Below are 11,815 nucleotides of genomic sequence, written 5' to 3'. Positions count from 1 at the left end.
GATAGGCCGGGAGTGTAAGAGCCGCAAGGCTTTGAGCGGACCGGTACTAATAGGTCGAGGTCTTAACCTCAAAAGAACTCTGTGCGGTTTTGAGGGAGCAGTAACTTATCCCTTAAAAGAATAGTCCGGTGGTAATGGCGGTGGGGCAACACCCGTACCCATACCGAACACGGCAGTTAAGCCCACCAGCGCCGATGGTACTTGGACCGCAGGGTCCTGGGAGAGTAGGTCGCTGCCGGACGATTCACCCCTGAACGATATGTTCAGGGGTGATTTTTATATTTTTTCGTAAGCATATTGACTTAAAAACTTGTACGATGGTAATATATATACAACTAAATATCATTGAGCATGGATGAGTTGAGGAGAGATGAGGAGAGCCGAGAAGGGAAAGGGTTAGAAAGAAAGCCCAGCCTTTTTGGTATGGGCTTTTTTGGCTATCTTCATCTCCTCGAAAGGAGGAGATTTTTTTGTACCCAGTTCAGGAATCTCAGTGGGATTTGCCTGCTTACAGAATAATTGCGGCGCAAGATCACTGGTTACAGGACCCATCTCTCATTTTTGAACAATTAGTTGGTTCAGGAACTGGTTTTTTGCTGGAGAGTTCTGAAGGACCCCAGAAACTGGCACGTTATACTATCATCGGCTGGGATGGTGAAGAGTATATCTTTGCAGATGATAGGGAAGAATTATCGAAATTATTAAAAAAGAATAAATTTCCCCTGTTAAAAGAACTTGAACCATTTTATAATGGATTTGTGGGCTGTATTTCCTTCGATATGGCCTATCGGGAAAAAGAGCACCGGCTGAACGAGTGTGGGCGGAAAAAGGACATTTTTCAATTTCCTGGCGCGATCTTGCTAAGACCCAGAAACGTGATTATTCTTGATAGACAGGAAAAACAATGCAAAGTAATTGTTAACAGCCCGGGTTTAAACCGCGAGGTTGAGGAAATCATCAAACAACTTAAACAGATTCAGGCAGTTGCTCTGTCTAAGGACAAGCAGAATCCCACAATCCAGCCAGCTAAAGCTTTATATGCAAAAGCGGATTTTCTAAATATGGTGGAAAAAGCTAAAGACTATATTAGCGCAGGAGATATCTTTCAAGTAGTTCTATCTCAGCCTTTTTACGGGTTAACTACTCGTCAGCCTTTAGATGTGTACAGAGATCTACGCAATTTTAATCCTTCCCCTTACCACTATTATTTACAAATGGGTGATTACCAGATTATAGGATCATCACCGGAAATGCTGGTAAGGGTAAAAGATGGATGGATTGAAACGCGCCCGATCGCCGGGACGCGACCACGCGGACGGACTGATGTAGAAGACAGCAAGATTGCAGCAGAATTATTAGGGGATGAGAAGGAACGGGCAGAACATTTAATGCTGGTTGATCTGGGTCGAAATGATATCGGCAAAGTGGCCCGTTCCGGGACTGTAAGGTTGAAAGATTTTTATAAAATCGAAAAATATTCTCATGTCATGCACCTGGTTTCTTCTGTACATGGTGAACTGGGGGATGAGTATGATAGTGTGGATGCCTTCTGGTCCTGTTTTCCGGCAGGAACAGTAAGTGGTGCTCCAAAGGTAAGAGCCCTGGAAATAATTAATGAGCTGGAAGCCGATGGCAGGGGGCTTTATGCTGGAGCAATTGGCTATTTTAGTTCTGCCGGCGATATTGATACCTGTATTGCGATCAGAACTATTGTTATGCAGAAAAATCAGGCCCAGGTTCGTGTAGGAGCAGGGATTGTGGCTGATTCTGATCCCGAGCGTGAATACTGGGAAACAATTCATAAAGGCAATGCAATGTTTAAAGCACTTGGCTGGGAGGTAAAAATTGAATGATTTTAATGATTGATAATTACGATTCTTTTACTTACAATCTGGTTCAATACCTGGGGGAACTGGGGGAGGAAATCAGGGTATTTCGCAATGATGCAATTACGGTTGAAGAAATAGAAGATCTCTCGCCGCAACATATTGTCATCAGTCCTGGACCATGTACTCCCAATGAAGCCGGAATTTCCCTGGATGTGATTAAATATTTTGCTGGTAAAATCCCCATCCTGGGAGTCTGTCTGGGACATCAGTCCATCGGCCAGGTTTTTGGAGGTAAGGTGGTCAGGGCAGAGCGACTGATGCATGGTAAGACTTCTGAAATATATCACGATGGCAAGGGGGTTTTTGCCGGATTGCCCAACCCGTTTATAGCCACCCGTTATCATTCTCTGATTGTGGAAAAAGAGACTTTGCCTGATTGTCTGGAGATTACCGCAGAAACAGCCCAGGGAGAGATCATGGGGATTAGACATAAGGAGTTTTTAGTAGAAGGAGTACAGTTTCATCCTGAATCCATTCTCACCGAAGTAGGCAAGGACTTATTACGCAATTTTCTGAAGATGAGTTATTAGGATAAGGAGTTGAGGAGAGTTGAGTAGAGTCAAGGATTTATTGGAGAAAATTTTACAGGGACAGATATTGACCGCACTGGAAGCTGAAGAGCTTATGAGCTTGATTCTTACCGGGCAGGCTTTGCCGGCTCAAATTGCGGCTGTGCTGGCTGCGCTGCGTTTGCGCGGGGAACGGCCGGAGGAAGTGGCGGCTCTGGCTAGGGCCATGTTGCGTTTTGCTCGCCCGGTGAAACACAATTTACCCCTGGTCATTGATACCTGTGGCACTGGCGGGGATGGAGCCGGTACCTTTAATTTATCGACAGCAGCAGCGCTGGTGGCAGCGGCCCTGGGGATACCAGTAGCCAAACACGGTAACCGTTCCGTAAGTAGTCGCTGTGGCAGTGCCGATCTGGTAGAGGAACTGGGTTTGCCTTTGCCCAATCAACCGGAACGGGCAGCCAGGATTTTAGAAGAACAGGGATTTGTCTTTTTGTTCGCTCCCTTTTATCATCCAGCTCTGGCGACAGTGATGCCTGTGCGAAAGGAAATGGGGGTAAGAACAGTTTTTAACTTGCTGGGCCCTCTTTGTAACCCGGCACATCCTCAGGCTCAGGTGATTGGGGTTTTTGCAACCAGCTGGGTTAAACCCTTTGCTGAAGTAATGGTAGAGCTGGGAAGGAAGCGAGGAGTGGTTGTCCACGGAGCAGACGGATTGGATGAATTCTCACCCACTGGGGAAAATTTGCTGGCTCTGGTCCAGGATGGACAAATAACCATTAAGTCCGTGATGCCGGAGGAAATAGGAATAGCTGGTTGTCAGTTGCAGGATTTGAAGGGTGGGGACCAGCGGCAAAATGCCAGAATGTTACTGGACCTCTTTTTCCGACCCCAGGCAGGTCCGCTTCTGGAAGCTACAGTGGCCAATGCTGCGCTGGCCCTCTGGGTTGCTGGAACGATCAGTGACCTGAGAGAGGGTGTAAGGATAGCCCGTGAGGCGATATTACAAGGCAGAGTGGCTAACTATCTGGCTGAGATTGGGGTCAGGGAGGTGGCTATGTGAAACAGGCGCCTTTTTTAAAAAAGATCCTAACCAATGTGGAAGCCAGATGGGGAAAAGCAAGCGCCATTTATAGGCAAGAAGGTATAAGGGATTTGCCTGAATCACGCCCCTTCTCAGCAATTTTTGCTACAAAACCGGCTCTGCTGGCAGAAATTAAACTGGCATCCCCCAGTGCCGGCCCCCTTGGTTTACGCCAGGAGGCAGTTGAACGGGCAAAGGCTTATGAACAAAACGGAGCAGCAGCGATCTCCGTTGTCACTGAACCGGAATTCTTTCAAGGAGACCTGGAGCTGTTAACTGAAATAAAAAAACATGTAAGGCTTCCGATTCTGGCCAAGGATTTTATCCTTTATCCGGCTCAGGTTTATGCAGCCAGAAAGGCCGGAGCTGATGCACTGTTGCTGATAGTTCGTTTGCTGGATCTGAGTACCTTGCAAAGGCTGGTTGCCTGCTGTCGTCAAGTCGGAATTGAGCCGGTCCTGGAAATTTTTGATGAAAGGGATTGGGGACTGGTTCAGCAGACCGATGGAGAAATTATTTTGATTAATAACCGGGATCTGTTTACTTTAGAGGTGGATCTCAAACGTAGCCTGCACTTGCTTCCTTTCTGCCAGGGTAGAAAAGTAATTGCCGCCAGTGGTATCAATACGGCCGAAGATGCTAAGGTATTGCTGTCGGCTGGTGCAGATGGATTATTAATCGGAACCCGTTTAATGCGCAGTCAAGAACCAGGGGAAGTGATCAGAAAAATACTGGATTGCAGGAGGGAATGATTACGAATCAACATTTAAAAGGGGCTTTCATGGTAGTACTGGCTGCTGGTTTATGGGGCTTTTCAGGAACAGTTGCCAAGTATTTCTTTAATAAACAGGTAGATCCCCTGATTTTGGTCCAGATTAGGTTGAATTTGTCGGCCTGGCTGTTATTGGCCTGGCTGTCAATCAAGCAGAGACAGTTGCTTAAAATTGAGAGACAGGATTATGGCAAAATCATTATTCTTGGGATTTTAGGGATGGCCGGTGTGCAGTTCACTTATCTCTATACAGTAAGCAGGGTTAATGTGGCCCTGGCCGTTTTCCTGCAATATCTTTCCCCTGTCCTGGTTTCTCTGTATGCCTGGGTTTGGCAGAAACAGTTACCGGATTTCCGGGGCCTTTTAGCTTTAATCCTGGCGATTACCGGGAGCGCACTAATGATAATGGGCCCGGAACTAAGTTTAGAGGGCATTCCTCTGGATGGATTACTTACCGGTTTGGCATCTGCTGTAACAGCAGCGTTCTATACCGTTTACGGCAAACAGGTTTTACAGAAATATACCCCCTGGACTACCCTGGGATGGGCTTTGCTGGCTGGGGGCTTACCCTGGTGGCTAATCAACAGTCCCAGGCGGCTGCTGGCCCAGGTAAACTCTGTAGAAACAGTGGCGTTTTTTATTTACATTGCCCTTTTCGCTACTATTATTCCTTTTGGCCTTTATTTTGCCGGCCTTAAACGTATTTCCGCAACAGAGACAGTGATAATTTCCATGTTGGAACCGGTGGTTGCCGCCTTGACCGCTTTCTGGTTTCTGGGAGAGCGGCTCAGCCTCTCTCAAATCGGTGGGGGGCTAGCTATCATGCTGGCAGTCGCTATTTTGAGTTCAGGAAGTATTAGCATAGCTCAGGAGAGCAGAGTTGAGGAGAGATGAGGGAACTAAATCAGTCTTTCACCCTCTCTTTCCTTTGGGGAGGGATTTTTTTGTTGAAATTCAAAGTTTGTGGTCTTACCAGGGTAGAAGACGCAGAAAAGGCAGTTTACCTCGGTGCTAACGCCATCGGAGTCATCATTGGAGCTGAAAGCAAAAGAAGGGTTAGCCTGGAACAAGCCCGGGCCATTCTGGAAAAAGTCCCTTCTTCTTGCTGGAAAGTGGGGGTAGTGGCTGATGTGCCTGTTACGGAGGCCTACAATCTGGCTCGGGATTTGAATCTGGATTTGTTGCAGCTTCACGGGCGGGAGAGCCCGGCCTATTGCTCTGCCTTAAAGTGGCCAGCAGTCAAGGCCTGGTCTGTGGTTTATCGCGATGGCAGTCAACTGCGAAAGGAACTGGAACCTTTTCTACAGGTAGTGGAAGCTATACTGCTGGACAATAACCGGGGAGGATCAGGCCAGAATTTTGACTGGACGGTTTTACAAAACCTGCGGTTGCCCAAACCAGTTTGGATTGCTGGAGGCTTAAATGCAGAAAACATCCCCAAATTATTAGAAATCTTTCAACCCGATTTGGTGGATGTAAATTCCGGGGTGGAAAGCCAGCCTGGAATCAAAGATGCTGAAAAAATGGCCAGGGTAGCCGCAATCATAAGGAGGTTTTAGCTATGGTAATGGCAAGAGCAGGGTATTTCGGAAATTTTGGCGGCAGGTTTGTGGCTGAAACGGCAATTCCTGCTTTACAGGAACTGGAACATGCTTTCTTTGCGATCAAAGAGGATAAGGCTTTTTGGGAAGAGTTAAATTATTTGTTAAGGGATTATGTTGGGCGACCGTCTCCCCTGTATTATGCTGCTAACTTGACGAAGCTGGCTGGTGGGGCTAAAATTTATCTTAAACGCGAAGATTTGAACCACACAGGCAGTCATAAAATCAATAATACCCTGGGTCAGGCGTTGCTGGCCAGAAAACTGGGGAAAAAAGAGGTTATAGCCGAGACAGGGGCAGGCCAGCACGGAGTAGCGACAGCTACTGCGGCGGCCCTGTTGAATCTAAAATGTACAGTTTATATGGGGGCAAAAGATGTAGAAAGACAGCAGCTGAATGTTTTACGGATGCAGCTCTTAGGGGCTGAAGTGGTGCCTGTGCAAAGTGGCAGCTGCACTCTTAAAGATGCCACCAATGAGGCTTTGCGGCAATGGGTTACCCGAATTGAACACTGTCACTATATCATCGGTTCGGTGGTAGGCCCTCATCCATATCCAACCCTGGTTCGGGAATTTCAAAAAATTATCGGGGAGGAGACAAAAAGACAAATACTGGACAAAGAAGGGCGGTTGCCTGACGCTATTGTGGCCTGTGTCGGTGGGGGCAGTAATGCTATGGGCATATTTTATCCTTTTCTACAGGACACTCAGGTAGCCTTATATGGAGTGGAAGCTGCAGGCAAAGGTTTGGCTACGGGGCAACATGCGGCAACACTAAATTGTGGTCGTCCCGGAGTTTTGCATGGAGCCAGGACCTTTTTATTACAGGATGCTCATGGTCAAATTCTGGAAGCACATTCTGTATCAGCGGGATTGGATTACCCGGGGGTAGGTCCAGAACATGCTTTTCTGCATAAAACCGGGCGGGCCCGCTACCTGGCAGTCACCGATCAGGAAGCATTACAGGCTGCGGAATTGCTATGTCGGACGGAAGGAATCTTACCCGCACTGGAAAGTGCTCATGCTATTGCAGGTGCACTGCCGTTGGCCCGGGAACTTGGACCTGATAGAATTATGGTTATTTGTCTTTCCGGTCGAGGCGATAAAGATGTCCATACACTCCAGCAACTAGGAGGTGAGGTAGATGCTTAGAGCTAAGAAAAATTTAATCATCTATCTCACGGCTGGTTATCCCCGCATGGAGCTCTTTCCTGAAATTCTGGCAGCTGTACTGGAAGGTGGCGCTGATTTGATCGAAGTGGGGCTGCCTTTTTCCGATCCCAGTGCTGATGGGCCGGTTATTCAGGAAGCAGCCAAACTGTCATTACAGGCTGGAACAACTGCGGAAAAAGTACTGGATTGTTTAAAAAACTTACCAGTGGAGCTAAGAACAGTGCCGTTCTTGCTTATGACTTACGCCAATCCACTTTTACAGTTAGACCAGGCAGGAGAAAGGCTGGTAGAAGCAGGGATTGGTGGTGTGATTGTGCCAGATATTCCTCTGGAAGAACGCCACTGGTTGGAACCCATACTCAAGCCCTACGGCCTAGCCCAGATTCCTATGGCAGCACCCACAACGCCGGTGGCCAGGATGCAGGAGATGCGGAAACTGAAAGAACCCTTTCTTTACTGCATTTCTGTAACCGGCACTACAGGAATTCGAACGCATTTGTCGAATAGATTAACGGACTTTCTTGTGGCCGCCAAGGAAAATTCTGGCCTGCCTGTAGTTGTAGGTTTTGGTTTTAATAAACCTGAACAGATAAAAAAAATTCAGCCCTATTGTGATGGGGTTGTTATTGGTAGTGCTGTGATGAAAAAGTTAATAGAAGATGGAACATCTCCCCGGGCCCTCAGGGAATTGACAGCTTATATTGGTGAGTTAAAGGCTGCCCTGGGAGATGAGGAGGGAAGTTGAAATGACTCCATTAAAATTGGTGGCAAGACAGCATTTGGACCAGGCCACCGTTGTAACCATAAATGAGGAACTGAAAGTCGGGGATAGGGAAATAATAGTGATGGCTGGGCCCTGTGCCGTGGAAAGCAAGGAACAGCTGCTGGCTGCTGCTTATGCCGTTAAAGAAGGCGGGGCCAGGGTTTTAAGGGGCGGTGCCTTTAAACCAAGAACATCTCCCTATGCTTTTCAGGGCTTGATGGAAGAAGGCCTGAAGTTGCTGGCTGAAACCAGAAGGGAGACCGGTTTGCCTGTAGTGACCGAGGTCATGGACACCCGGGATCTGGAGTTGGTAGCTGAATATGCGGATATTTTGCAAATTGGCAGCCGGAATATGCAAAATTTCGCCCTTTTAAAAGAAGCTGGTAGAATTGGGAAGCCGATCTTATTGAAACGAGGCCTGGCAGCTACTATTGAAGAATGGTTACTGGCTGCCGAGTATATAATGAGCCAGGGGAATGACCAGATCATCCTCTGTGAACGGGGAATCCGCACTTTTGAGACAGCAACCCGCAATACGCTGGATCTAAGTGCAGTTGCGGTAGTAAAAGAAGTTTCCCATTTACCCGTAATTGTAGATCCCAGCCATGCTACCGGCCGCTGGCAGCTGGTAGCGGCTATGGCTAAAGGAGCGATTGCAGCAGGAGCAGATGGTTTGCTGATTGAGGTTCACCCCAATCCAGCAGAAGCTCTCTGTGATGGTCCTCAGTCTCTTACTCCGGCTAACTTTCATAAACTGATGCAGGATTTGCAGAAGATTGCGCAGGCTATTGGACGGGAAATAGCAATTTAGTCTTTACAAAATTTATGGGATTATGGTAAGATGAAGCAAAGTAAGTTTCAATGTAGTTGCTGGGTAGGATGGTAGACTGTAAAGATTTTACTAGAACTGGTAGGAAGGCAGGTAGGAGGAAAACAATAACGCAGATGGGGACATTCCGTCCATCAGCGGGCACTCCTATCAGGGGTGCCCTTTTTGCCAAATTTCTACAGAGGGGGGAAGAGAGTGTGGTGCAGGCAAGGAAATCTCTAGAAAAAATTAAAGTCTATGTGCCGGGAAAACCAATTGAAGAAGTTCAGCGGGAGCTAGGACTTACCCGGGTCGCCAAACTGGCTTCCAACGAAAATCCGGTCGGGCCTTCACCAAAGGCTATTGCAGCCATGGTGGATCAAGCCGGCAAAACCAATTTATATCCGGATGGAAATGGTTATTATCTGAAGGAGGCCCTGGCTAAACACTGGCAGGTATCCATTGAACAGATCGCTTTAGGCAATGGTTCCGATGAACTGATTCAGCTGCTGGCTCTGGCTTATGTGGAAGCTGGGGATGAAGTGATTATGGCCAAACCGTCATTTCCCCGCTATGAGCCTGTGGTCAGGATGATGGAGGGAGTGCCGGTTGAAATACCTTTGACGGCTGATTGGCGACATGACCTACCCGCTATGGCTCAGGCGATTACTGAAAAAACCAGGATGATTTTTCTCTGCAATCCCAATAATCCCACCGGTACTATGGTGACCAGAGAGGAAGTAGCTGCCTTTATGGCCAGGGTTCCGGCAGGAGTGCTGGTAGTTTTCGATGAAGCTTATTATGAATATGTCAATAATGAAGAGTATCCCGATGGCCTGGACTATTTGCGCCAGGGCAGGGATGTGATTGTTTTGCGCACCTTCTCCAAAATCTATGGACTGGCAGGATTGCGGGTGGGTTATGCTTTAACCAAACCGGAAATCGTGCAAAACCTGGAACGGGTTAGGCCGCCTTTTAATGTGAATGCTCTGGCCCAGGCGGCTGCCCGGGCAGCTCTGGCAGATCAGGTCCACCTGGAAAGGGTACGGGAGTTAAATGCCCAGGGATTACAGTTTTTCTACACGGCCCTGGAGAAGCTGGGATTGGAATACGTACCTTCCTATACCAATTTTGTTCTGATTAATGTAGGGCGTCCGGCTGCTGAAGTATTTCAGCAACTCTTGCGCAAAGGCTATATAGTGCGGGATGTAGGACTGGGAACCTGGTTGCGGGTCACAGTAGGATTGCCGGAGGAAAATCAAGGCTTTATCCAGGCTTTAAGGGAAGTAATTAATAGCTAATTGTTACTAAATAGCAGGATGGGAGGATGGTAGTGATGATCGTTGTGTTAACTGCCCAGGCAGGAGAGCAGGAAAAAAATCAGGTTATTGAAATGATCGAACGAGCAGGACTAAGGGTACATCTGTCCCAGGGGATTGAACGAACCATCCTGGGCATCATCGGGGACCGGGAACTGGCAGCCAGTCTGGCTCTGGAGGCTTTACCCCAGGTAGAACGAGTTGTACCAATTTTACGGCCTTATAAACTGGCCAGCCGGGATTTTCATCCCCAGGATACGGTAGTAACGGTAGGGGATGTCCAGATTGGCGGAGGAAAAGTGCAGATTATTGCCGGCCCCTGTGCGGTGGAAGGGGAGGAGCAGATTTTAACGGCAGCTCGACTGGCCAAAGCCGCCGGAGCCAGTATTTTGCGAGGGGGAGCTTATAAACCTCGTACTAGCCCCTACTCCTTCCAGGGCATGGAAGAAGAGGGATTAAAATTACTGGCCCGAGCGCGAGCGGAAACCGGCCTGCCGGTGGCTACGGAAGTGGTGGATCCTCGCTCTCTGGAGCTGGTGGCCGAATATGCCGATATTCTGCAGATCGGAGCCCGCAATATGCAAAACTTCCTGCTTCTGAAGGAGGTAGCCAGGGCTGGTAAGCCGGTTATATTAAAACGGGGGATGAGTGCTACCGTTGAAGAATGGCTGCTGGCAGCGGAATATATTTTATCTGCCGGCAACTTCCAGGTTATTCTCTGTGAACGCGGTATCCGTACCTTTGAGACTTCTACCCGTAATACCCTGGATTTGAATGCGGTAGCTCTTGCTCGTCAACTTTCCCATTTGCCCATTCTGGTGGATCCCAGCCATGGTACAGGTAAATGGAAACTGGTAACTCCAATGGCGCTGGCAGGACTGGCAGCAGGTGCTGATGGGTTAATGATTGAAATGCATCCTAATCCGAGTGAGGCTGTCTCCGACGGACCCCAGTCCCTGACTCCGGAAAATTTTGCCCATCTGGTGGAACAAGTAAGAAAACTGGCTATAGCACTGGGAAAAGAGCTGGGGTGAAGGCGATGACAGTAGTACGCAAGATAGCCATTATTGGACTGGGCCTAATGGGCGGCTCATTGGCTAGTGCTTTAAGTCAAAATACCAGCTGGCAGCTCAGGGGTTGGGATATTGACCCGGAAGTAAGAAAAAAAGCTACCCGGTTAATACCTGGGATTGAGATTGGGGAGGAACTGGCTGAAGTTGTAGCTGTTGCTGATCTGGTGGTCTTGGCAGTGCCAGTCAGAACAGCTATGCAACTGGTGGAATCGGTGGCAGCCAGCCTGGCCCGGGGCGCGGTGTTAACCGACCTTTGTTCTACTAAAGGGGAACTGGAACGGAAGATTGCAGCTTGCTTACCCCGGGGAACAGCATGGATTGGCGGTCATCCCATGGCCGGTTCAGAAAAAAAGGGAATAGCAGCAGCTTCTGCCAGACTTTTTCAGGGGGCAACCTGGTTTCTCTGTCCAGGAGAGAACTGTGGTCCGGAACACCTGGAGCTGGTCAGGGAGATGGTACAGGCCGTTGGCGCTAAAGAGCGCCTGATTACCGCCAGGGACCATGATCGCATCACAGCCCGCCTAAGCCACTTACCCCATTTGGTAGCAGGGGGATTATTGCACAATGTAGTATGTGCTCTGGGGCAGGAGGCATTACGATGGGCCGGGCCAGGATTACGGGATACGACCAGAATTGCTGGTAGTCCGGTGCCAATGTGGCTGGATATATTTTTGACCAATAGGGAAGAAATTCTGGCAGCTATTGATGATTTACAGGTCTTTTTAACAACAGTTAAAGATGCCTTGAGTAATACCGACGAGACACGGTTGAGTATGCTTCTGGAACAAGCCAGGGTTTACCGGCAAAATATGGGATAAGGATGAA

12 protein-coding genes and 1 rRNA gene are annotated in these 11,815 nt (G+C 48.4%); all 13 read left to right on the top strand.

What is annotated here, in order from left to right; all coding sequences use genetic code 11:
* Nucleotides 1–124 precede the first annotated feature (124 nt).
* The 13 genes from rrf to JDF658_RS11510 all read left to right on the top strand — a co-directional run bounded on the left by rrf (nt 125) and on the right by JDF658_RS11510 (nt 11,808).
* Nucleotides 125–241, top strand: a 5S ribosomal RNA gene (gene rrf, locus JDF658_RS11570).
* Between the two features lie 229 nt (nt 242–470).
* Nucleotides 471–1,853, top strand: a complete 1,383-nt coding sequence (locus JDF658_RS11565; RefSeq protein WP_078666274.1) for an anthranilate synthase component I family protein — start codon at nt 471–473, stop codon at nt 1,851–1,853.
* Nucleotides 1,850–2,419 carry an aminodeoxychorismate/anthranilate synthase component II gene (gene pabA, locus JDF658_RS11560; protein ID WP_078666273.1) on the top strand — a complete coding sequence of 190 codons (570 nt, stop codon included), beginning with the start codon at nt 1,850–1,852 and terminating at the stop codon, nt 2,417–2,419. The genes JDF658_RS11565 and pabA overlap by 4 nt, the downstream gene beginning before the upstream one ends.
* Before the next feature lie 19 nt (nt 2,420–2,438).
* Nucleotides 2,439–3,461, top strand: a complete 1,023-nt coding sequence (gene trpD / locus JDF658_RS11555; RefSeq protein ID WP_079907746.1) for an anthranilate phosphoribosyltransferase — start codon at nt 2,439–2,441, stop codon at nt 3,459–3,461.
* Nucleotides 3,458–4,234, top strand: a complete 777-nt coding sequence (locus JDF658_RS11550; protein ID WP_078666271.1) for an indole-3-glycerol-phosphate synthase — start codon at nt 3,458–3,460, stop codon at nt 4,232–4,234. Before trpD ends, JDF658_RS11550 begins: the two co-directional genes overlap by 4 nt.
* Entirely contained in the window at nt 4,231–5,148 is a 918-nt protein-coding gene (locus tag JDF658_RS11545) for a DMT family transporter (RefSeq protein WP_079907744.1), read from the top strand. Before JDF658_RS11550 ends, JDF658_RS11545 begins: the two co-directional genes overlap by 4 nt.
* A 50-nt stretch (nt 5,149–5,198) precedes the next feature.
* A complete protein-coding gene (locus tag JDF658_RS11540; protein WP_159071856.1) occupies nt 5,199–5,813 on the top strand; it encodes a phosphoribosylanthranilate isomerase in 615 nt (204 codons plus the stop codon).
* Between the two features lie 2 nt (nt 5,814–5,815).
* Complete coding sequence (gene trpB, locus JDF658_RS11535) at nt 5,816–7,006, top strand: tryptophan synthase subunit beta (RefSeq protein ID WP_200805681.1); 1,191 nt, start codon at nt 5,816–5,818, stop codon at nt 7,004–7,006.
* Complete coding sequence (trpA, locus tag JDF658_RS11530; RefSeq protein ID WP_078666268.1) at nt 6,999–7,772, top strand: tryptophan synthase subunit alpha; 774 nt, start codon at nt 6,999–7,001, stop codon at nt 7,770–7,772. Before trpB ends, trpA begins: the two co-directional genes overlap by 8 nt.
* Before the next feature lies 1 nt (nt 7,773).
* Nucleotides 7,774–8,601: a 3-deoxy-7-phosphoheptulonate synthase gene (aroF, locus tag JDF658_RS11525; RefSeq protein ID WP_242946667.1), complete on the top strand. Its 828-nt coding sequence runs from the start codon at nt 7,774–7,776 to the stop codon at nt 8,599–8,601.
* 215 nt (nt 8,602–8,816) lie between these two features.
* Complete coding sequence (gene hisC / locus JDF658_RS11520) at nt 8,817–9,899, top strand: histidinol-phosphate transaminase (protein WP_242946666.1); 1,083 nt, start codon at nt 8,817–8,819, stop codon at nt 9,897–9,899.
* 35 nt (nt 9,900–9,934) lie between these two features.
* Nucleotides 9,935–10,951, top strand: coding sequence for a 3-deoxy-7-phosphoheptulonate synthase (aroF, locus tag JDF658_RS11515; RefSeq protein WP_078666265.1), 1,017 nt, complete (start codon nt 9,935–9,937; stop codon nt 10,949–10,951).
* Nucleotides 10,952–10,956: 5 nt separating this feature from the next.
* Nucleotides 10,957–11,808: a prephenate dehydrogenase/arogenate dehydrogenase family protein gene (locus JDF658_RS11510; protein WP_079907738.1), complete on the top strand. Its 852-nt coding sequence runs from the start codon at nt 10,957–10,959 to the stop codon at nt 11,806–11,808.
* Nucleotides 11,809–11,815 lie beyond the last annotated feature (7 nt).

It is taken from the genome of Carboxydocella sp. JDF658 (genome assembly GCF_002049395.1).
Taxonomy (GTDB): domain Bacteria; phylum Bacillota.
The sequence above is the reverse complement of the archived record's forward strand: the minus strand, read 5'-3'. Positions and strand labels throughout refer to the sequence as shown.

Coding starts and splice junctions, on each gene's coding strand:
- pabA (WP_078666273.1), top strand. CDS start 1,850: ATGATTTTAATGATTGATAATTACGATTCTTTTACTTACAATCTGGTT.
- JDF658_RS11545 (WP_079907744.1), top strand. CDS start 4,231: ATGATTACGAATCAACATTTAAAAGGGGCTTTCATGGTAGTACTGGCT.
- trpB (WP_200805681.1), top strand. CDS start 5,816: ATGGTAATGGCAAGAGCAGGGTATTTCGGAAATTTTGGCGGCAGGTTT.
- trpA (WP_078666268.1), top strand. CDS start 6,999: ATGCTTAGAGCTAAGAAAAATTTAATCATCTATCTCACGGCTGGTTAT.
- aroF (WP_242946667.1), top strand. CDS start 7,774: ATGACTCCATTAAAATTGGTGGCAAGACAGCATTTGGACCAGGCCACC.
- aroF (WP_078666265.1), top strand. CDS start 9,935: ATGATCGTTGTGTTAACTGCCCAGGCAGGAGAGCAGGAAAAAAATCAG.
- JDF658_RS11510 (WP_079907738.1), top strand. CDS start 10,957: ATGACAGTAGTACGCAAGATAGCCATTATTGGACTGGGCCTAATGGGC.